The sequence below is a fragment of the Sinorhizobium arboris LMG 14919 genome (genome assembly GCF_000427465.1).
Taxonomy (GTDB): Bacteria; Pseudomonadota; Alphaproteobacteria; order Rhizobiales; family Rhizobiaceae; genus Sinorhizobium; species Sinorhizobium arboris.
In genome coordinates, this window is sequence record NZ_ATYB01000008.1 from 382,100 (window position 1) to 401,271 (window position 19,172).

Consider the following 19,172-nt stretch of genomic DNA (forward strand, 5'->3'; position numbering starts at 1 on the left):
CCATCGCTAACTCTCACGCCCCCTCAAGTTCATGATCAGCCGCTCCTGCCCCACCCGGATCACGTGCTCCATGGCGCTGCGGGCACCTTCCTCGTTGCGGCGCCGGATTTCTTCGACAATACGGATATGCGCGATCGCGACGCGGTCGATTTCCGTTTCGTCGGCCGTCGGGCTGGTAAGCTGAAAAACGCCCATCAGCGCCGCCTCGATCAGGCTGCCGACTGTCCGCATGAACGGGTTGAGAGATGCCTCCAGGAGGCGAAGGTGGAACTCGAGATCGGCGTGCGCCAGGGTGTGGGGAGTGTGGCCGGCATCTCCCATCGCGACGGCGAGTCGCATCATCCGGGCGATATCCACGTCGCTGGCGCGGCGCGCGGCCAGTGCCGCCGCGTAGGGTTCCAGCGCCAATCGTACTTCGCTCACATGACGCAGGAAATCCTCATCGACACCGGCACCGAAATGCCAGGTGAGCACGTCGCTGTCGAAGAGGTTCCATTGCGCCCGTGGCAGCACCCGCGTGCCGATGCGGGCGCGCGCGACCACGAGGCCTTTGGCGGCGAGTGTCTTCATCGCTTCGCGCAGCACGGTGCGCGACACATTGAAGCGCGCGGCAAGGTCCGCGTCGCCGGGCAGCGTGTCGCCGACCGCAAACTCGCCACCGATGACCGCCTGGCCGAGCCCGTCAACGACGAGCCGGTGGCTCGTGCGCTTTCCGCGCTGGTTCCCGAAGGTCCCCGGCATCGTGCCCGGTCCCCGCGGCTACGCCCGCTGCCGTTCGGGGCGCGACAGGTGAATGATTCCCTTCTGCAGCAGGATGAAGGCGAAGAGCAGTAACCCGATAAGGATCTTCGTCCACCAGCTCGAGAGCGTACCGTCGAAGGTGATGTAGGTCTGGATGAGACCCTGGATAAGGATGCCGACGAGTGTTCCGGCTACGAACCCGGATCCGCCGGTGAGCAATGTCCCGCCGATGACGACGGCCGTGATGGCGTCCAGTTCTACACCGACGGCGGCCAGCGAATATCCCGCGGAGGTATAGAGTGAGAAGACGATGCCTGAGAGCCCGGCGAGCAGCCCGGATAGCGCATAGATCCTGATCGTCGTGGCGGCAACCGGAACGCCCATCAGCTTCGCCGTCGCCGTGCCGCCGCCGAGCGCGTAGATATTCGTGCCGAAGCGGGTTCGGTGGGCAATGAGAATGCCGATCGCGAAGACGAAGAGCATCAAGCCGCCGATGAGGGTGATGCGCCCACCGCCGGGTAACTTGAAGTAGAGGCTCTTCAATGTCGCGTAGAAGGGATGCTTGATCGGAATGGAGTCGATCGACAGCACGAAGGCCATGCCGCGGGCGAGAAACATGCCGGCGAGCGTGACGATGAATGCCGGCATTTCGAGATAATGGATGATTGCCCCCATCAGGGCTCCGAACAGGGTTGTGATGGCCAGCAGCAGCGCGAAGGCGACGAGCGGATGCATGCCGCCGTGCTCCAGCACGACGGCAAGAAAGACACCGGCAAATGCGATCACTGCCCCGATCGAGAGGTCGATGCCGCCGGAGAGGATAACGAAGGTCATGCCGACGGCGGCGATGCCGAGGAAGGCGTTGTCGGTCAGAAGGTTTCCGATCACGCGGGTGGAGAGCATGTTCGGGTATTGCGCGACGCAAAGTGCGTAACTTAAGACGAAGATGAAAATCGTCGCAGTAAGTGGAAGATATTTCTGCTTCATTTCGCTTCTCGCTCGGTCGGCTTTCCGGCTGCCTTCGGGATGCTCAGAAACGAGACCCCCGTGCGGAAGCGCGGTGACTGTAGCACCAGGATGAAGATGATGATCGCCGCTTTGATGATGAGATTGAACTCGGGCGGGAAGCCTGACAGCAGAATGCCGGTGTTTATCGCCTGGATGATGATGGCGCCCAGAACCGACGCAGCAATGCTGAAGCGGCCGCCGAGCAGCGATGTTCCGCCGACGACCACCGCCAGGATGGCGTCGAGCTCCAGCCAAAGCCCGGCATTGTTGGCGTCGGCACCGCGGATATCGGCGGCGGCGATGATCCCGGCGATCGCGGCGCAGAGGCCTGAAAGCACATAAGCCGCCACGAGAAGGACGGGCGTGAGAACGCCCGAGAGCGTGCTGGCCTGCCGGTTGATGCCGATCGCTTCGATCAGCATGCCGAGCGCCGTCCGCCGAACGAGAAGCGCGACGAGCAAACCGAAGACCAGCCAGATCACGATCGGCATGGGCAGGCCGGCAAACGAGCCGCTGCCAATGAAGATCAGGCCGGGGTCGTTGAAGGTGAGAATGGTCCCCTCGGTGATGAGCTGGGCTATGCCGCGTCCGGCCACCATCAACACGAGCGTTGCAATGATCGGCTGTATGTCGAGCACCGCGACGAGGATCCCGTTCCAGATGCCGCAGAGAATGCCTACCGCGAGCGTAACGAGGAGGGTCTCGGTAAGCGAATGCCCGGACGTGATCAGTGAAGCGGCAACCGCGCCGCAGATCGCCATCACCGCGCCGACCGAAAGATCGATCCCCTTGGTGGCGATGACTATAGTCATCCCGATCGACAGAAGAATCACGGGCGCGCCGCGATTGAGAATGTCGATCAGGCTGCCATAGAGACGGCCGTTCTGAATCTGCAGGTTGAGAAAACCGGGAAAGATAATTGAAATTGCTATGACAATGGTCACAAGCGCGATGAGCTGCGGCAGCAGCCGGCCGGCATAGCTGCGCATGATCGGTATCACGACGCTTTCCTCCCGTTGGTCGCAGCGATCGCTTCGACGATCCGATGTGCGGTGATTTGGCTTCCCTCGAGCTCAGCGACGTGGGCGCGGTCACGAAGGACGATTACGCGCGTGCTGTAGGCGACGAGTTCCTCTATTTCCGATGAGATGACGATGAGCGACATGCCCTTTTCGCGCAGACTTTCGATGAGCCTGATGATTTCCGCATGCGCGCCGACGTCGATGCCGCGCGTCGGCTCGTCGAGGATAAGCAGTTCCGGTTCGGTGGCCAACCAACGCGCCAGAATGGCCTTTTGCTGGTTGCCGCCGGAAAGCAGCTTGATCGGTTTCTCGCGATCGGCAGTGCGGATATCGAGCGCGCGGATGTAATGGTCTGCGAGCCGGTTCTGCTCCGCGCGCGAGATCGGCCGGGTCCAGCCGCGCCTTGCCTGCAGGGCAAGCACGATGTTCTCTCGCACGGACAGGTCACCGACGATGCCGGCGGTCTTGCGATCCTCCGGGCAGAAGCCGAACTTCTGCCGGATGGCTGCACGCGGCGAGGAAAGATCGACGGTCCGGCCCTCGACTGCAGCGGTACCGCTGTCGGCGCGATGGGCGCCGAAGAGGATTTCGGCGGTTTCCGTCCGCCCCGACCCGAGCAGGCCCGCCATGCCGACGACTTCGCCGGCGCGGACATCGAGATCGAAGGGGTCGATCTTTCCGCGGCGGCCATAGTTTCGAAAGCTGTAGCGTTGCTCGCCCTCGACCGCGTTGGAATGGCTGGAGTGGATTTCTGTCGCCAGTTCCCGGCCGATCATCATTGCGATCAGTTCGCGTCGGTCCAGATCGGCCGCCTCGCGCGTTCCGACCAACTGCCCGTTCCGCAGCACGGTGATGCGATCGGAGATCGCGTAGACCTGCTCGAGGAAGTGGGTGATGAAGATGATGCCCAGCCCGCGCTCCTTGAGGCGCCGTACGATGCGGAAGAGCATCTCCACCTCGTGCGCGTCGAGGCTAGCGGTCGGCTCGTCCAGGATCAGAACCTTGCCGGAAAGATTCACGGCCCGGGCAATGGCGACGACCTGCTGGATCGCTACGGAATAGCTCGCGAGGTCGCGGGTGACGTCGACGTCGAGTTCGTATTCAGCGAGCAGTTCCCGCGCATTGCGATTCATGGCGCGTGTGTCCACCATGCCGAAACGGCGCGGCTGCCGGCCGAGAAAGAGGTTCTCGGCAACGGTGAGGTTCGGCAGCAGATTGACTTCCTGGTACACGGTCCCGATGCCCAGTCCCTGGGCATCGAACGTGTCGCGCGGGTCAATTTCGGCCCCATCCAGCAGGATGCTGCCGCCATCGCGGCGATAGGCGCCCGTCAGGCATTTGATGAGCGTAGATTTGCCGGCGCCGTTCTCGCCAAGCAGTGCGTGGATCTCGCCGCGCCGCAGATGAAAGTCCACCCTGTCGAGCGCCTTCGTACCGGGAAAGCCCTTTTCGATCCGGATGGCCGAGAGGATGTTGTCGCTGCTGGTCTGCATGGGTGCCGTCTCTGGAGTGCCGCCCGAGAAGCGAGCGGGCGCGTCCGTGCGATGGAAGGCCCGCGGCTGCGGTCAAGGGCTCTAGAGCGTCGTTCGTCCATTTGGACGCACGACGCTCAAGCTCATTGGTCTGCGCATCGGCTTTCCGAGGATCGGCGCCGACTTTCGGGCCGATGCGCTGGAAGAGATCAGTAGCCGAGGCCCTTCTTCTCTTCATAGACCTTCATCGGATCGTCGGCCTGGGTATAGAGCTTCGATTCCGTCTGGATCCACTTCGGCGGCGCCTTGCCGTCCTTGAGATAGGCGGCAAGCGCATCGAAGGCAGGGCCTGCCATGTTCGGCGTGAGCTCGACCGTCGCATTGGCTTCGCCGGCAGCCATCGCCTGGAAGATATCCGGAACGGCGTCGATCGAGACGACGAGAATATCGTTGCCCGGCTTCAAGCCGGCTTCCTTGATCGCCTGAATCGCGCCCACCGCCATGTCGTCGTTATGGGCATAGAGGGCACAGATGTTCTTGCCACCGTCCTCGGCCTTCAGGAAGCTTTCCATCACCTCCTTGCCCTTCGTCCTGGTGAAGTCGCCGGTCTGGCTACGGACGATCTTAAGATTGTCGTTGCCGGAGAGCGCCTGCTCGAAACCCTTCTTACGGTCGATCGCCGGCGAGGAGCCGGTCGTGCCCTGGAGTTCGACGACGTTGCAAGGCTTGCCCGCAACGGTGTCGACAAGCCACTTGCCGGCAACGCTGCCTTCGTGGACCAGATCGGAGGTGACGGCCGTCAGATAAAGATCCTCGGGGGCGTCGACGGTGCGATCGAGCAGGATGACCGGAATCTCCGCGTCCTTGGCCTCCTCCAGAACTTCATCCCAGCCGGTCGCGACGACCGGTGCAAGGAGAATGGCGTCCACGCCCTGGGCGATGAAAGAACGGATCGCCTTGATCTGATTTTCCTGCTTCTGCTGCGCGTCGGCAAATTTGAGGTCGATGCCGCGCTCTTCCGCCTGCTGCTTCGTCAGCGTCGTTTCGGCTGCACGCCAGCCGGATTCCGATCCGATCTGAGAAAAGCCGACGACGAGGTCGGCGGCCGAAGCGCTGCCGAAAGTGCAGGCAGCAAGAATCGTTGCACTCGCGAGTGCCTTCACGATTTTCATGATTTCCTCCCAAAGAAAGCTGCTCTTCCATGCAGCTGATCGAGAAAAAATCATACTATATTACTTTTGTAAACTCACTTTTGTCGGCATCCCGGATGCTCCGGTGGATTAGCCCACAGATCGCGCGGTGCCTGAGCTCCCGAGAGCATGCCGGCGCCCTCAAAGGACCGCCAATGTGCGGTTCGGAACGGCCCCGCGGTATAGCTCCTGGATTCGCACCTTATTTTCGAGCGCGATGACGATGTCTTCGCTGAAGTCCACACCGTAGAGCGCTGCAATCTCAGGAAGGCCGCCCGGCGTGAAGACGTTGGCTTCCAGCACCTTGTCACCGACGATATCGAGCCCGACTAGAAACATGCCGTCTTCGATGAGCTTTGGACGAAGCCGTTCCGCGATCTCGAGTATCTCGGGCGTGACGGTGGCGGCTTCGGGCGTGCCGCTCGCATGCATGTTCGAGCGAAGGTCGCCTTTGGCGGGAACACGCCGGAAGGCGGCGTAGACGCCGTCACGCTTGAGCGGCTTGCCGTTCAACAGGAAGAGACGGATATCGCCGGCAACCGCGTCGGGAATATAGTTCTGTGCGATCAGGTAACCGCCGCCGCTGGCGACTTCGAAGATCTGGTTGAGATTAGCCTCGTCCTTGGAATTGATCTTGAACACGTTCTTGCCGCCGGACCCTTGCAGGGGCTTCAGAATAGCCCCTCCCGGGTGCTGCTCGATGAAGCTGCGGATTTCCTCGATGCTCCTCGAGATCAGGCTCGTGGGCCGGACGATTTCGGGAAATTCCTGAAAATAGAGCTTGTTCTGCGCCAGCGACAAGCCGTCCGGGTCGTTTACCACGAGAACGCCGCGCGCGGCGGCGAGCCGTCCGAAATTCGTGCCGACATAGACGGCCCAAGGCCGCGTGTCCGCGTCTTCGGAGGGATCGTTGCGCAGAAAAAGCACCTGCATCTCGCGCAGATCGAGCGTGCTGATCTTTGCCTGCCCGCTCTTGAGCGCTGTGAGCAGTGTCTCCGGTTTCTTCGGCTTCGTGCCTTTCAGGGTCGTTGCGCGGATCATCAGGGTGTCGTCAGGGCGCAACACGAAATCGCCCGGGGTTACGTAGCAGACCTCATGACCGCGCGCGAGCGCGGCTAGCGCCAGCCATGTCGTCGTATAATAGGGGGCTTCGCCTTCGATGGAGTTGACGAAAAATGCCATGCGCATATGGGCCGCTCCTATTGCCACAGCATATCGAGTGGAGCCAGCCGCTCGCGCGCTCTGGCAAGCCGCGACGGCGCTTCCGGGCCACCGAGAAATATCGGGCGAACAGCCGGGCCGCCGAGCAGCCCACGAGCGTGCAGTTCCTGCATGACGGAAAAATGGGAAGCGGCGATCTTGCCCATCCAGAAGGGCTCGAGCGCGCCTCCGGCGGCGAGATGATCGAGCAGCTGCAGGAGGCCCCGCAGGTAGATCGCGTCCTTGACGAGACCACCGCCGCGATAAACGCGCAAGGCCACGTTGAAGGCGTCCGCACCTGAGAAGCCGTGGTCGTGGACGAGCCGGCGGTAGACCTCCGGCAATGACGCCCCATCGATCATGGCGGCGCAGGCGAGCACACGAGCGGCAAGGAGACGCAGCCGCTCGCGCGTCATTCCTCCCGAAAGATACTCCGCGAAGACCGCAAGACCCTCCTGCATTCCTTCATACCCGGCAAGACCCGAGCGAAACAGGCGAAGGCCCTGTGCCGATCCGTTAAAATAGGTCAGGAGGTGAACGCCGATCTCATGGCTGAGAATCGGTTCGACGCGACCGGGCTCCATGATCGTGCTGCGCGCGATCAGCAGCCGCCTTCCTGAAACGAGCAATCCGGCAGGAAGGTCGTCCCGCACCTCTACCAGCGCATCGAAGCCCGCATAGCGCCGGGCATATGCGGCGATCATCTCGCGCGCCCGGCTTTCGACAATTCGGCTGTCGGCATGGGGTGCGGTCGTGGGTGTCTGTGGGGCGACGGCGACGTTCCGGCTGCGGGCGAGAATCTCTTCGGCCGCACGTACAAGACTCGGCTCGACCGGACCGTAAAGTGCCCGACCGAACTCGACGAACTTCGTCGTTTCACGGGCCGCGAGCATCGTCAGCTGCAGATCGAGTTCCTGCTGCTTTTCACGGTAGAGTTGGTAGAGCACCGGGTCTTCGAGATGCTCGAAGGGGATCGAGAAGAGCTTCTTCTTTGCCTCTGCGATGTCGATGAGCAAGGGCCGATAGAGGAAACGGGGCGCACGCGCGAAGGCGCTTGCCGCAAATTCGCTCCAGGCGGCTTCCGCATTTATCGGCGTGACGGCGAGAAGAAAATCGAAACTCGAAGCAACCTCGTCGATGCTGCGGTCGGTGCGCTCCACCGCATCGATGAAGGCCTGCCTGCCGAGCGCGCGATGGGTCGGAACTTCGAGGCTGCCCGTCGACCGGGCAAAGGCCGCGAAAGCGTGCAGAGCGGCATCGAAGATGCCGGCGATCAGACGCTCGCGCACTTCCGGGAAGATCCGGCCGGAGTCGCGCTGCCGGTAGATCGGCGCGAAACGAACCCGCATCAAGGCAAATGGCAGTTCGAGCGCTTCTCCCTTCCATCCAAAATCCTGCGGCCGTTCTCGAAGCTCTACCCGTGGCGTGCGGAATTTGGCTTGGATTGCCTCGACGGCATCGACGAAGGCCATTGCTGCGGTCCGGATACTTGGCTCGCTACCTGCCATCACGTCGACCTTGAAGGGTGGCAGCAAAGGAGCCTTGTCGGTCAGGAGGTCATCCTCGGCGAGTTCGCCTATCTCAAGGACCATGAAGGCGCCGAAGCGACGCTCGAGCAGTTCTCCGACGGCGGTGACGACAGGCATCGCCGCGGTGGCGTCCGGCGCGAGCAGGTGGGAGGCGTTCGCGCGGACGACTTCGCGCGCAACAGGCGCATCGCCACTTGGGGACAAGTGCACGCAGAGAAAGGGCAGGGCTCGGTCGATGTGGAGGCGTCCGCCGCCCTCGAACTCCTTGCGCACGGCCCTGTCCGCCGAGATTGCCGCCAGCGCCTCTGCCAGCCAGTGAGGATGATTGGCTTCAGCGTCCATAGGTGCGCGCGCCGGCTTCATCGACCCTGCTCCAACGCCTGTACGAGTGTCGGCAGCGTCGAGGCGAGCAATCTCCTGAACGCCACAAGCATTTCGGGGCGCGGCTCGCCGGTCCATTCCTCCATGAAGACTTTCTTGAATTCGACGGCGATTGCACAACCCGTGTCGGGGAAGCGCTCATGGATGAAGCGGGTCTGTTCGCCCCGGCCCTGAAAGGCAACGTTCTCGCGCACGTCCAATGGCCCGCCGGGGAAATCGAAGGAGCGCAGCGCGGCCATGAAGCTGTCGACCACGTAGGCCCATTTTCGGCGGTCCATCGAGATGGTGCCGATGTTGATGTCCGGTGCTTCGGCCGCGAGCGTCGGCTCCGCTTCCGGTCCGGCACGGCGATGATTATAGCTGTGGACGTCGAGGACGACGAAGCTTTCGTGGCACCGTTCGATGCCGGCGAGGAACGATGTCAGCATCTGATAGTACTCGTCGTGTATGGAAAGGGATGCGTCGACGAGGGCCTGCGGCGGGTCCTCACTCCATACTTTAAGACCCCAGGCCTGTTCCGGCCGCAGGTAGATGGCGCCGCCGCGGGGGCGATTGATGTCGACTTCGAACCGCGAGCGGTGGACAACGATCCGATTGGCGAAGTCGCGGATCAGGAATTCTGTGAAGGGATCCTCCTCCCGCAGGCGCTCGCTTTCGGATAGCGCGAATATGCGCCGCACCGCATCGCGAGCGGCATGGCCATTGTGTATGGCGGTCGCCACGACGGGTGTGTCGCCACGGTGCTGCGTCCACCAAGCGGATGGAGCGGGTGGTGCCAAATCCACCAACGGCTCTGGAGCAAGAGTCATGTCCTTCGCTTCCGCAGGCGCGTTTACGGATTACAATTCCGAATGGCGAATTCGGTTCCAGGCGCGCTTCAGGCGCGATTGATCGTCGGAAGGAGGAGCTCGACTTCTCGCTGCATTTGCGGCGGCAGCGTTTCGATGTTCCTCTTCCAGAAGTCCTCCGCCTCCTTGGGTTCCTCTTCCCAATTTCTGATCGACGTCTGGTTATCGTCGATCACCACCCGGCGATGGCCGCCGAGGCGCAGGTACTCAGTTGCAAGTTTACGCGCGTTCGTCATTTCCATGGCTGTACTCCAGGTCTTGAGATTTCGGAACGCCAGCCGGCTGCCACATATTCGAAAACGCTCCGGGCTCCTGGACGATCCCCGGTCCATTGCATCTTGATCTACTCGCGGTTTTGCCGGCCGGGACCAGAATAGGGTCTGCCACCGACAACTAGGCGACCGGTCGTCAGGACGTCAGAAGCCGGTAGGCCAAATAGGCCACGGCGAGACTTGCAGCGAAGCCGAGCGCCATCAGGAACCCGTTTCTGACCAACAGCCCGAGGCCGAATATGGCAATGATCGTCATCGGAACATTCGTGACGAAGGGGACGAATTCCAGAAGCGGAACGGGCATCGCCAGAAAGATGCAGACCAGGCCCGCAAGCCGGTCGAATGGCCTTGCGGTCAGCCGGCGCAGGCCGCGCGTCAGCCACGGATCCAGCCATCGCGACCACTTCTTCATCGTCCGGCCCGTTACATCGACGGCCCGGCGGGAGAGAGTCTTCCGACGCAGAAATCGCGGCATCCAGATATGCCGCAGGCCGGCGACAATCTGCAGCGAAACGAAGGCAACGACCGCAGCGAGGACCGTGGACGCCGCCGGAATCACTCCGACCGGAGACAGGTTCGCACCCGCCGCCAGGACCAGGACGGCACCGAAACTCCGATCGCCTATCAGAAGCAACAATTCGCCAAGCGATAAAGACGGCTGCCTGGCCGCGCCGGCGACGAGCGCATCGGCGAGAGCGCCGATCGATGCAGCGTCCTTTCTGTCGCGCCGACCGCCTGACCGGGCAGCATCCATGGGGCGAGCCTTCATGAATCGATAACGCCTGACGCGGTTCCATTGTTCGCGTCAGGCGGGTCCGCTAAATAGCACGCGAAAAATCGTATCGGTCGTTCACGCGTCCCTCACGCCGCCTCGAGGCCGACTTTTTTGGGTTCGTCTTGCTCGGTCGAGGCGCCCTGCTTCTGGACGCCCGGCAAACTCTGATAGACACCGATATAGTCACGCGTCATCCGCGCGCTGGTGAAACGTTTCTCGAAGCTCTCACGAACCTTTCGCCGGTCCAGTTTCAGGACGCGATCGAGGTTTTCGACCGCTTGCTCGACCGTGTCGACCAGGATCCCCGACACGCCGTCTTCGATCACCTCCGGCGCCGAGCCATAGCGGAAGGCCAGCACCGGAGAGCCGCAGGCCATTGCCTCGATCATCACGAGTCCGAAAGGCTCCGGCCAGCTGATCGGGAAAAGGAGTGCTGCCGCATTGCCGAGAAAGTCTGCCTTCTGGCTTTCATCGATCTCGCCGATGTACTCGACGTTGAAATGGCTTGCTATCAGAGGTTCGACGACCGCTTCCCAATAGGCGCGGTCCTGGGCGTCGATCTTCGCAGCGATCTTCAGAGGCATGCCGGTCCGTGCGGCGATTTCGATCGCGCGGTCAGGACCCTTCTCCGGCGCAATGCGCCCGAGAAATGCCAGATACCCTTCGCATGGCCTTTCCCGGAGCGGCAAGACCGTCGGGTCCAGTCCATGCGGCACGGTGGCCCTCCAATTGACCGGTGGCATCGGTACTCGCTGGTGCTGCGATATCGAAACCAGGGGAACATCGGCGAATGCCCGGTAGAAGGGCTGCAGATCGGGGAGATCGAGACGTGTATGAAGTGTCGTCACCGTCCTGTCGGCGAAATCTCTAATCAGCGGAAAATGCAGGAACTCGATATGAAAATGCAGGACGTCGAACTCATGCGCGCGGCGGCGGACCTCTTCCAGCATAGCTATGTGATGGGGCAGAAAATCGCTCACTTTCGGATTGAGTCTGAGCGCGACATCGCAACACGGCACCAGTTCGGCGCTCGTAAGCGAGTCGCCGCTGGCAAAAAGGGTCACGTCATGGCCGAGCCTTACGAGTTCCTGGGTAAGGCAATGGACGATTCGTTCCGTCCCCCCGTAAAGCCTCGGCGGGACGCGTTCTGCAAGGGGTGCGATCTGCGCAATTTTCATCGCTCAACTCCCGATAACGAGCGGCGCCGGCAGGACGCCCCTCGGCGATACGAAGGATGTTCTCAGCCTGCACAATTGCCGGAGAGCCGCTCTTGTTCCGGAGTTCCAGCTGTGCTTGCAGAGGTGGGCCACGCATACGCACCTGCGGCTGCATTGAGGCAGCCATGGGCCACAGGGAAGCCGCGCACGCCACTATGGGTGGCATGATGGAACGGGCCAGATCGAAAGAGTGTCGACCAGTGAAGAGACCTGAACGCCCATGATTGCAGCCTACGTCGGCCTTTTTCTGGTCGCTTTCGGGGCGGCTACCGTCCTGCCGTTCCAGTCCGAGCCGTTGCTGGTGGGTCTGCTCGCTTCAGGCAAGTTCTCCCTTCCGGCACTTATCGCCGTGGCGAGCGTCGGCAATATCCTGGGGGCCGTGTGCAATTGGTTCCTCGGGAGGTTCATCGATCGTTTTCACGACAGGCCATGGTTCCCGGTGAAGGAGGCGTCGCTGGAGAGGGCAGGCCGATGGTATCGGCGTTATGGCCGCTGGACGCTGCTTCTCTCCTGGATGCCCCTGTTCGGCGATGCCTTGACGGTCATCGCCGGCGTGTTGCGCGAGCCGTTTTGGTCCTTCCTCATACTCGTCGCCATCGCCAAGACAGGCCGATACGTCTTCCTTGCCGCGGCTACCCTCGGCGCCAGAGCCGTTCTCGGCTTCTGATGCGCTTGCGTCAGCTATATCCGGATGCCCCTCAGCCGCAGCGAATTGGCGATGACGCTCACGGATGATAGCGCCATTGCCGCTGCCGCGATGATCGGCGACAGCAGGAGGCCGAAAACAGGGTAGAGAATGCCTGCGGCGACCGGGACTCCCGCAGCGTTGTATATGAAGGCGAAAAACAGGTTCTGCCGGATGTTCTTCATCGTTGCATGGCTCAATTGCCGTGCCCGCGCGATTCCCTGGAGGTCTCCTTTGAGCAGGGTCACGCCTGCGCTTTCGATCGCCACGTCCGTCCCGGTACCCATGGCAATGCCGACATCGGCCGCGGCGAGAGCGGGCGCGTCGTTAACCCCGTCCCCAGCCATGGCGACGATTCGGCCCTCACGACGCAGGCGCGCAACGATTTCGCTCTTATGATCCGGAAGCACTTCGGCCTCGACCTCTTCGATCCCGAGCTTGCGTGCGACGGCATTGGCGGTGGTTTTGTTGTCTCCGGTGAGCATGACGACCCGAATGCCTTCATTCATCAACGTTCGAACGGCATCGGGCGTCGTCGGCTTGATGGGATCGGAAATCGCGAAGAGACCGCTGACACGCCCGTCGATGGCCACGAAGATGACGGTTGCTCCTTCGCCGCGAAGACGTTCGGCCTCTTTCCTGAGAGCCGACACGTCGACGCCTTCTTCTTCCATGATCCGGTGGCTGCCGATGATCAGCTTCCGGCTGTCGACCGAACCCGTGACGCCTTTGCCGACCGGGCTGTCGAAATCTTCCGCCTTGCCGAGGGACAGGCCGCGCTCTGCCGCGGCGTCGACGATTGCTTCTGCTAGCGGATGCTCGCTCGCCTTTTCGAGGCTTGCGGCGAATCGGAGAAGCTCGTCCTCGGCCAGGCCGTCGGTCGCGACGATCGACGTTACCCTTGGCTTGCCCTCGGTCAGCGTTCCTGTCTTGTCGACCACCAGCGTGTCCACTTTCTCGAACCGCTCCAGTGCCTCCGCATTCTTGATGAGCACGCCAAGCCGCGCTCCACGCCCTACGCCGACCATGATCGACATCGGCGTGGCAAGACCGAGGGCGCAGGGGCAGGCGATGATGAGCACCGCGACAGCGGCGACAAGGCCGTGAGTAAACCGCGGCTCCGGTCCGAGCCACATCCAGGTGGCGAAGGCGGCGATGGCGATCGCGATGACGGCTGGGACGAACCAGCCGGAGACTTGGTCGGCCAAACGCTGGATAGGCGCGCGCGAGCGCTGCGCTTCCCCGACCATCCGCACGATCCGCGACAGCATGGTATCGCGTCCCACCTTGCCCGCCTCCATGACGAAGCCACCTGTCTTGTTCATCGTGCCGCCTATGAGGTGGGCGCCGGCTTCTTTGGTGACGGGCATGGATTCGCCTGTGATCATCGACTCGTCCACCGAACTGCGGCCTTCGATGAGCGTGCCGTCCACAGGGACTTTCTCGCCCGGCCGCACGCGCAGCCGGTCACCGACGGCCACAGTTTCCAGCGGTACGTCCACTTCGTTCCCTTCACCTTCGATGCGACGAGCAGTCTTCGGCGCAAGGTCGAGCAATGCCCTGATGGCGCCGCCCGTCTGTTCCCGGGCGCGCAGCTCCAGAACCTGGCCGAGCAGGACCAGCACGGTAATCACGGCAGCCGCTTCGAAATAGACCGCAACGGCCCCGCCGCCGGAACGGTACGTTGCCGGGAACAGGCCGGGCGCTGCCGTCGCGATGACGCTGTAGACCCAGGCCGCTCCCGTGCCCATGGCGATCAGCGTGAACATGTTGAGGTGTCGCGTGACGAGGGATCGCCATGCCCTGTCGAAGAATGGCCAGCCTCCCCACAGGACCACCGGCGTGGCAAGGACAAGCTGCAGCCAGTTGGACGTTTGCGGTGTGACCAGCATATGAAGATCGAAGAGGTGACCGCCCATCTCCAGTATCAGCACAGGCATCGCGAGGACGAGGCTGATCCAGAATCGCCGACGCATGTCGGCGAGTTCCGGGCTCGGACCTGTTTCGGCGGTCACGATTTCCGGCTCCAGCGCCATGCCGCAGATCGGGCATTTTCCGGGGCCGCGCTGCCTCACCTGCGGATGCATGGGGCAGGTGTAGATCGCGTCCTCTGTCTGAGCAGCGACCGCGTGCTTTTGCGTGCGGGCCTGGTTCGCGTCCTGGGCATTATGGTGGTGATGGTGGTGTGGATCCCCATGCTGTTTTTGATCTTCCATCGAAGTCTCCATTCCGGAATTGGACGCTATTTCAGCGAGGCGACGCCGAAGCGAGGATTGACCTCCGTATTCAACGGGGCGGATCCGTTCGCGATTTCTTCGATGATCGGGCAGTCCGGCCGGTCGTCGCCGTGACAATGGCCCGCGAGATGCTTTAGCGTCCGCGTCATTTCCTGGATGGCGGCAATCTTGCGTTCCAGTTCCGCGATGTGTTCGAGGGCGACCGCCTTGACGTCGGAACTCGCCCTGGACCGATCGCGCCAGAGGGCAAGCAGTTCCTTGATCTGCTCCACCGAGAATCCCAGATCGCGTGCCCGGCGCACGAAGCGAAGCGTATGGACGTCGTTGTCGCCGTAAGTCCGATAGCTGGATACGGTTCGAACGGCGGGACTGATGAGCCCGATCTGTTCGTAGTAGCGGATCATCTTGGAGGAGACGCCGCTGGCTTTGGAGGCTTCGCCGATATTCATGTGTTTCTCCTTCTCTGCGAGCGTGGCTTGCGGCCGCGGCCGGTCGCCCTCGCGCCTGCGCCTTCAGGTAGGGTTGGCCGATTTCAGCCGCAAAGCATTGCCGAGGACGAAAACGCTCGACATCGCCATGGCCGCTGCCGCGAAAATCGGCGAGAGCAGGATGCCGTTCATGGGGTAGAGGACGCCGGCTGCGACCGGTATGAGACTGACGTTATAGGCGAATGCCCAGAACAGATTCTGCTTGATGTTCAGAATCGTCGCCTTGCTGAGCGCGATCGCCTTCGCAACGCCGTTCAAGTCGCCGGACATCAGCACGACGTCTGCGCTTTCTATCGCGATGTCGGTTCCCGTCCCGACGGCGATGCCGACATCCGCTTCGGCGAGAGCCGGAGCATCATTGATGCCGTCGCCGATGAACGCCACCGACCGGCCGTCCTGTCGAAGCTTTCTGATCGCCTCGACCTTGCCTTCCGGCAAGACCTCGGCGACAACCTCGTCAATGCCGAGCCTTCTGGCGATCGCTTCCGCCGTGCGGCGGTTGTCCCCTGTAATCATGGCCACCTTCAGGCCGAGCTCGTGCAGGGACTTGATCGCCTGGGGCGTCGTTTCCTTGACCGGGTCCGACACTGCGATGATCGCCGCCAGCCGCCCGTCGACCGCCGCATAGAGCGGCGATTTTCCGCTGGCGCCGAGCCGCTCGGCCTCGGCCGCGAAACCGGAAATGTCGATCCCCTTCTTTGCAAGCGCGCGGTCGGCGCCGACCTGCACCTGGCGCCCGGCCACAGTTCCGCTTACGCCGAAGCCGGGCGTCGCTTCAAAGCCGGTGGGGGCAGCCGTCGCGACTCCCTTGGCACGGGCCGCCGACACGATGGCTTCGGCAATCGGGTGCTCGGAAAGCATTTCGAGACTAGCGACGAGGAAGAGTACTTCGTCGGGCTCGAAGCCGTCTGCGGCGACGAGGTCCGTCAGTTCCGGGCGGCCCTTCGTCAAAGTCCCGGTCTTGTCGAGCGCGACTACACCGGCATCGCGCAGGCTCTGCAGAGCCTCTCCCTTGCGGAAGAGGATGCCCAGTTCGGCGGCGCGGCCGGTACCGACCATAATCGAGGTCGGTGTCGCCAGGCCCATCGCACAGGGGCAGGCGATGATCAGGACCGCCACAGCATTCACGAGGGCGAATGAGAGGGCAGGGGAGGGACCGAGGGCGAACCAGGCAGCAAAAGTCAACCCCGCGGCCAGAATCACCGCCGGAACGAACCATCCCGTAATCCTGTCGACCAGGGCCTGGATCGGCAGCTTCGAACCTTGGGCGGCTTCGACCAATTTGATGATCTGCGCAAGCAGCGTTTCGCTGCCGACCTTGGTGGCCTTGAAGGTGAAGGACCCGGTCCTGTTGATCGTGCCGCCGACCACCGGGCTTTCCGCTTCCTTCTGGACCGCAAGGGGCTCGCCGGTGATCATCGATTCGTCGACATAGGAGCTCCCATCGATGACCGTGCCGTCCACCGGGATTTTCTCGCCGGGCCGGATGCGAATGACGTCGCCGGCAACGACCTCGCTGATTTGAGCCTCGACGAAGTCGCCGCTGCGCAAGACGAAAGCCGTCTTCGGCTGCAGCCCGACGAGCCGTTTGATGGCCTGGCTCGTGCGGCCCTTCGCCCGTGCCTCGAGATAGCGGCCGACGAGAACCAGGGTGACGATGACGGCGGCGGCCTCGTAATACACATTCGCCGTTCCCGAGGGCAGAATTCGGGGGGCGAAGGTCGCGACGACCGAATAGCCCCAGGCCGCGCTCGTCCCGAGGACGACCAGCGAGTTCATGTCGGGCGTTCGACGCAGAAGGTTGGGCACGCCTTTCCTGAAGAAGCGCAGTCCCGGTCCGAACAGCACAAGCGTTGCGAGCGCGAACTGAAGGTAGAGATTGTTGCGCATGCCGATTGTGCCCATGATCAGCTCATGGACGCGCGGAATAAAGTGTGATCCCATTTCGAGCAGGAAGAGCGGAAGCGTCATCAGCGCCGAGATGGTCACCGCGGATTTGAGAGACCTGAGCTCTGCCGCGCGATGATCCTCTTCTTCCGGCAAGACTTCGGCAGGCTTCGCCTTGCTGATCTCGTATCCGGCACCCCGCACCGCGGCTTCGAGGGCGGGCATGTCGACTGCTCCGGAAATCAGGCGCACTGTCGCCTTCTCCGTCGCAAGATTCACGGCTGCATCCAAAACACCGGGAAGGGCCTTCAGCGCCTTCTCTGCGCGGGAAACACAGGAGGCACAGGTCATGCCTTCGATCTGGAATTCCTCAGAGCTGACCTTCGGCGCATAGCCCGCCTTCTCGATCGCACGGAGTACCGACGCAGGGTCCGGTTCCCGATCGAATTGAACCGTTGCTCTCTCCGTAGCCAGGTTGACATTCGCAGAGGCGACGCCCGGCACCGCCGCGATGGCCATTTCGACGCGTCGGACGCAGGACGCGCAGGTCATGCCTTCAATGCCGAAGTCAGTGGCGATCGCAGTTGACGTGGATTTGTCGATCTGAGGCAGTGCAGTCATCGGAATGTCCTTTCCAAACTGCACCCTTCATAATCCTTCCAACAATGGGAAGGTCAACCGCCCTTACGAATTTTCTTCCGCCGCTCGGCCTCAGGTGCCTAACCCTATGTGCCGGATCGCTTCACCGCCGGGGAGAAGGGGAAGCGATCCGGCTCGTTGCGGCAGCCCGCTCCTGGACGGAAGATCGTCACGGTTCCTCCAGTCTGACGGGCAGCGCAGGGGCAATTTCAGGCGCCCTGGCCGCAGCAGGAGTTGCCGAAGGACACCTTGTAGCCGGCATCTTCAATGGCAGCGGCGAAGGCAGCAGAACCGATGTCGGAGTCGATCGACGCTGTTTTCGTTTGGAGATCTACGGTCACGTTCGCCTTCGGATCGACGGCTTTCGCCGCCTTCTCGACCGTGCTGGCGCAGTGGCTGCAGGTCATGTCGGATATGTTGAGTTTGTACATGGAGACACCCTTGCCTTAGGAAACCGCCACAGCATGAATCTTCCAACGATGGCAGGGTCAAGGGAGCGCGCGGCTTTTTCTTCCGGGCTTTTATTGCGAGTTGGACGGAGATGTCTGCGTCCGGTCAGTCGCCTCCAGGCTTCGACCAGATCGGCCGGTCGGTGCGCAGCGAACAAAGAGCCGGCCGTTTCCGCGATTTCGAGAAACGCGGAAACGCTCTGGCCAAACATCGGCCGGCCGGCCCTGGTGGCCGCTGCTTCATTCGACGACGCAATCGTCCGATTTCGCGGCTGCGGTCTGCTCGCCTGACTGCTGAGCTTCGGCGTCCTGCTGTGACGTAGCGAGGTCTTTGTCGCCTCCGCCCTGCTGGTTTGCCAAGGGCATCGTTTGGCCGTCCTTGCTGGCGGCATTGTCCGCCGCGGTCAGCGGCGCCTTGGTGCCGTCCTTGGCTATGCCGGGCTTGTCGGCATTGATGGATGCGGTCGTGTCCGTCGAAACCCCGTCTTTGCAGGCGGCTGTGGCTGCGCCCGATGCGAGGCCCGCAATGGAAATGGCTGTGAGGATGGTAGCGAGTACCTTCATTATAGCCTCCATCTATCTCTGATCGGATGTGTGAAACCAATCGGCAGGCCCGTTCGTTCCATGGTTTACGCTATCCGGGGATTTGAGGTTGCTTCCCTCGGCACTTGCACATGGTTTGAGCGCAAACTTGCTGCCACCCATGCTTGCAACCCTGTCCGCCACGCTCGTCTTGGCGGGTGTCGTCGTCCTCGGTCTTTCCGGTATCCGGTTGCCCCGGGGCTGTGGTCTTCGCGATCTGTCTCGGTCTCGGACCGGGCATCGACAGCATGGCACAGGAATCGCTTCCGCTCCGGCTGTTCGGATCGGCCGGCTATGCTGCGATAACGGGAAGAATGGCCGCCGCACTGCTGGCGGCGGGCGCGAAGGCACCCATTGTCTTCTCCATCCTGATGGAACGGTTCGGCACCGACGTCGCTTTGTTGGTCAATGCCTGCCTCGGCGCGGTCGGCATGGGGCCTTGGTGGCGGTAGCATCGGCCGCCAAACGTCGGCCGGACGCTCTCACTCTTTGACGCCGCGCCATGCGATTGCCCGAGATGCGGACACTTATCGCGTGGTCTTGGCAATGC

18 protein-coding genes are annotated in these 19,172 nt (G+C 62.4%); 2 read left to right on the top strand and 16 right to left on the bottom strand.

Annotated elements, in window-relative coordinates; translation table 11 throughout:
* Positions 1-6 precede the first annotated feature (6 nt).
* The 11 genes from SINAR_RS0102490 to SINAR_RS0102545 all read right to left on the bottom strand — a co-directional run bounded on the left by SINAR_RS0102490 (position 7) and on the right by SINAR_RS0102545 (position 11,616).
* The gene (locus tag SINAR_RS0102490; RefSeq protein ID WP_027997575.1) at positions 7-741 is read right to left on the bottom strand and encodes a FadR/GntR family transcriptional regulator; all 735 of its coding nucleotides are present in this window, start codon (positions 739-741) and stop codon (positions 7-9) included.
* 18 nt (positions 742-759) lie between these two features.
* On the bottom strand, positions 760-1,728 hold the full coding sequence (gene yjfF / locus SINAR_RS0102495) for a galactofuranose ABC transporter, permease protein YjfF (RefSeq protein ID WP_027997576.1): 969 nt from the start codon (positions 1,726-1,728) through the stop codon (positions 760-762).
* Positions 1,725-2,738 carry an ABC transporter permease gene (locus SINAR_RS0102500; protein WP_033057075.1) on the bottom strand — a complete coding sequence of 338 codons (1,014 nt, stop codon included), beginning with the start codon at positions 2,736-2,738 and terminating at the stop codon, positions 1,725-1,727. Before SINAR_RS0102500 ends, yjfF begins: the two co-directional genes overlap by 4 nt.
* A gap of 8 nt (positions 2,739-2,746) precedes the next feature.
* Entirely contained in the window at positions 2,747-4,264 is a 1,518-nt protein-coding gene (ytfR, locus tag SINAR_RS0102505; protein WP_027997578.1) for a galactofuranose ABC transporter, ATP-binding protein YtfR, read from the bottom strand.
* A gap of 188 nt (positions 4,265-4,452) precedes the next feature.
* Entirely contained in the window at positions 4,453-5,415 is a 963-nt protein-coding gene (gene ytfQ, locus SINAR_RS0102510) for a galactofuranose ABC transporter, galactofuranose-binding protein YtfQ (RefSeq protein ID WP_027997579.1), read from the bottom strand.
* Positions 5,416-5,574: 159 nt separating this feature from the next.
* Positions 5,575-6,621, bottom strand: a complete 1,047-nt coding sequence (locus tag SINAR_RS0102515; protein ID WP_027997580.1) for a glutathione synthase — start codon at positions 6,619-6,621, stop codon at positions 5,575-5,577.
* 11 nt (positions 6,622-6,632) lie between these two features.
* The gene (locus SINAR_RS0102520) at positions 6,633-8,525 is read right to left on the bottom strand and encodes a flavohemoglobin expression-modulating QEGLA motif protein (RefSeq protein WP_027997581.1); all 1,893 of its coding nucleotides are present in this window, start codon (positions 8,523-8,525) and stop codon (positions 6,633-6,635) included.
* Entirely contained in the window at positions 8,522-9,352 is an 831-nt protein-coding gene (locus tag SINAR_RS0102525) for an N-formylglutamate amidohydrolase (RefSeq protein ID WP_027997582.1), read from the bottom strand. The genes SINAR_RS0102520 and SINAR_RS0102525 overlap by 4 nt, the downstream gene beginning before the upstream one ends.
* 68 nt (positions 9,353-9,420) lie before the next feature.
* Positions 9,421-9,633: a hypothetical protein gene (locus SINAR_RS0102535; RefSeq protein WP_027997583.1), complete on the bottom strand. Its 213-nt coding sequence runs from the start codon at positions 9,631-9,633 to the stop codon at positions 9,421-9,423.
* Positions 9,634-9,799: 166 nt separating this feature from the next.
* A complete protein-coding gene (locus SINAR_RS0102540) occupies positions 9,800-10,432 on the bottom strand; it encodes an exopolysaccharide biosynthesis protein (protein ID WP_027997584.1) in 633 nt (210 codons plus the stop codon).
* Between the two features lie 92 nt (positions 10,433-10,524).
* Complete coding sequence (locus SINAR_RS0102545; protein ID WP_027997585.1) at positions 10,525-11,616, bottom strand: glycosyltransferase family 4 protein; 1,092 nt, start codon at positions 11,614-11,616, stop codon at positions 10,525-10,527.
* A 259-nt stretch (positions 11,617-11,875) separates the two neighbouring features.
* Between SINAR_RS0102545 and SINAR_RS0102550 the strand changes: the two genes are divergently transcribed.
* Positions 11,876-12,322 carry a YqaA family protein gene (locus SINAR_RS0102550; RefSeq protein WP_027997586.1) on the top strand — a complete coding sequence of 149 codons (447 nt, stop codon included), beginning with the start codon at positions 11,876-11,878 and terminating at the stop codon, positions 12,320-12,322.
* 14 nt (positions 12,323-12,336) lie between these two features.
* On the opposite strand, the gene SINAR_RS0102555 is transcribed toward SINAR_RS0102550, so the two are convergent.
* The 5 genes from SINAR_RS0102555 to SINAR_RS0102575 form a co-directional block, all read right to left on the bottom strand.
* Positions 12,337-14,556 carry a copper-transporting P-type ATPase gene (locus tag SINAR_RS0102555; RefSeq protein WP_027997587.1) on the bottom strand — a complete coding sequence of 740 codons (2,220 nt, stop codon included), beginning with the start codon at positions 14,554-14,556 and terminating at the stop codon, positions 12,337-12,339.
* A 26-nt stretch (positions 14,557-14,582) separates the two neighbouring features.
* On the bottom strand, positions 14,583-15,026 hold the full coding sequence (gene cueR / locus SINAR_RS0102560; RefSeq protein WP_027997588.1) for a Cu(I)-responsive transcriptional regulator: 444 nt from the start codon (positions 15,024-15,026) through the stop codon (positions 14,583-14,585).
* Positions 15,027-15,089: 63 nt separating this feature from the next.
* The gene (locus SINAR_RS0102565) at positions 15,090-17,573 is read right to left on the bottom strand and encodes a heavy metal translocating P-type ATPase (protein WP_027997589.1); all 2,484 of its coding nucleotides are present in this window, start codon (positions 17,571-17,573) and stop codon (positions 15,090-15,092) included.
* A 227-nt stretch (positions 17,574-17,800) separates the two neighbouring features.
* Positions 17,801-18,022, bottom strand: a complete 222-nt coding sequence (locus tag SINAR_RS0102570; RefSeq protein ID WP_027997590.1) for a heavy-metal-associated domain-containing protein — start codon at positions 18,020-18,022, stop codon at positions 17,801-17,803.
* A gap of 258 nt (positions 18,023-18,280) precedes the next feature.
* A complete protein-coding gene (locus tag SINAR_RS0102575) occupies positions 18,281-18,604 on the bottom strand; it encodes a hypothetical protein (RefSeq protein WP_027997591.1) in 324 nt (107 codons plus the stop codon).
* A 266-nt stretch (positions 18,605-18,870) separates the two neighbouring features.
* Here SINAR_RS0102575 and SINAR_RS1000000138415 point away from each other — a divergent pair, with 266 nt between their 5' ends.
* Positions 18,871-19,074 carry a hypothetical protein gene (locus SINAR_RS1000000138415; RefSeq protein WP_234710559.1) on the top strand — a complete coding sequence of 68 codons (204 nt, stop codon included), beginning with the start codon at positions 18,871-18,873 and terminating at the stop codon, positions 19,072-19,074.
* Positions 19,075-19,172: the final 98 nt, after the last annotated feature.

Bases quoted from the DNA above. Each gene is read 5' to 3' on its own strand.
- yjfF (WP_027997576.1), bottom strand. From the start codon at position 1,728: ATGAAGCAGAAATATCTTCCACTTACTGCGACGATTTTCATCTTCGTC.
- SINAR_RS0102570 (WP_027997590.1), bottom strand. From the start codon at position 18,022: ATGTACAAACTCAACATATCCGACATGACCTGCAGCCACTGCGCCAGC.
- SINAR_RS0102555 (WP_027997587.1), bottom strand. From the start codon at position 14,556: ATGGAAGATCAAAAACAGCATGGGGATCCACACCACCATCACCACCAT.
- SINAR_RS0102520 (WP_027997581.1), bottom strand. From the start codon at position 8,525: ATGAAGCCGGCGCGCGCACCTATGGACGCTGAAGCCAATCATCCTCAC.
- ytfR (WP_027997578.1), bottom strand. From the start codon at position 4,264: ATGCAGACCAGCAGCGACAACATCCTCTCGGCCATCCGGATCGAAAAG.
- SINAR_RS0102535 (WP_027997583.1), bottom strand. From the start codon at position 9,633: ATGGAAATGACGAACGCGCGTAAACTTGCAACTGAGTACCTGCGCCTC.
- SINAR_RS1000000138415 (WP_234710559.1), top strand. From the start codon at position 18,871: ATGGCACAGGAATCGCTTCCGCTCCGGCTGTTCGGATCGGCCGGCTAT.
- SINAR_RS0102565 (WP_027997589.1), bottom strand. From the start codon at position 17,573: ATGACTGCACTGCCTCAGATCGACAAATCCACGTCAACTGCGATCGCC.
- SINAR_RS0102540 (WP_027997584.1), bottom strand. From the start codon at position 10,432: ATGAAGGCTCGCCCCATGGATGCTGCCCGGTCAGGCGGTCGGCGCGAC.
- SINAR_RS0102575 (WP_027997591.1), bottom strand. From the start codon at position 18,604: ATGAAGGTACTCGCTACCATCCTCACAGCCATTTCCATTGCGGGCCTC.
- ytfQ (WP_027997579.1), bottom strand. From the start codon at position 5,415: ATGAAAATCGTGAAGGCACTCGCGAGTGCAACGATTCTTGCTGCCTGC.
- SINAR_RS0102490 (WP_027997575.1), bottom strand. From the start codon at position 741: ATGCCGGGGACCTTCGGGAACCAGCGCGGAAAGCGCACGAGCCACCGG.
- SINAR_RS0102500 (WP_033057075.1), bottom strand. From the start codon at position 2,738: ATGCGCAGCTATGCCGGCCGGCTGCTGCCGCAGCTCATCGCGCTTGTG.
- SINAR_RS0102545 (WP_027997585.1), bottom strand. From the start codon at position 11,616: ATGAAAATTGCGCAGATCGCACCCCTTGCAGAACGCGTCCCGCCGAGG.
- SINAR_RS0102550 (WP_027997586.1), top strand. From the start codon at position 11,876: ATGATTGCAGCCTACGTCGGCCTTTTTCTGGTCGCTTTCGGGGCGGCT.
- SINAR_RS0102525 (WP_027997582.1), bottom strand. From the start codon at position 9,352: ATGACTCTTGCTCCAGAGCCGTTGGTGGATTTGGCACCACCCGCTCCA.
- SINAR_RS0102515 (WP_027997580.1), bottom strand. From the start codon at position 6,621: ATGCGCATGGCATTTTTCGTCAACTCCATCGAAGGCGAAGCCCCCTAT.
- cueR (WP_027997588.1), bottom strand. From the start codon at position 15,026: ATGAATATCGGCGAAGCCTCCAAAGCCAGCGGCGTCTCCTCCAAGATG.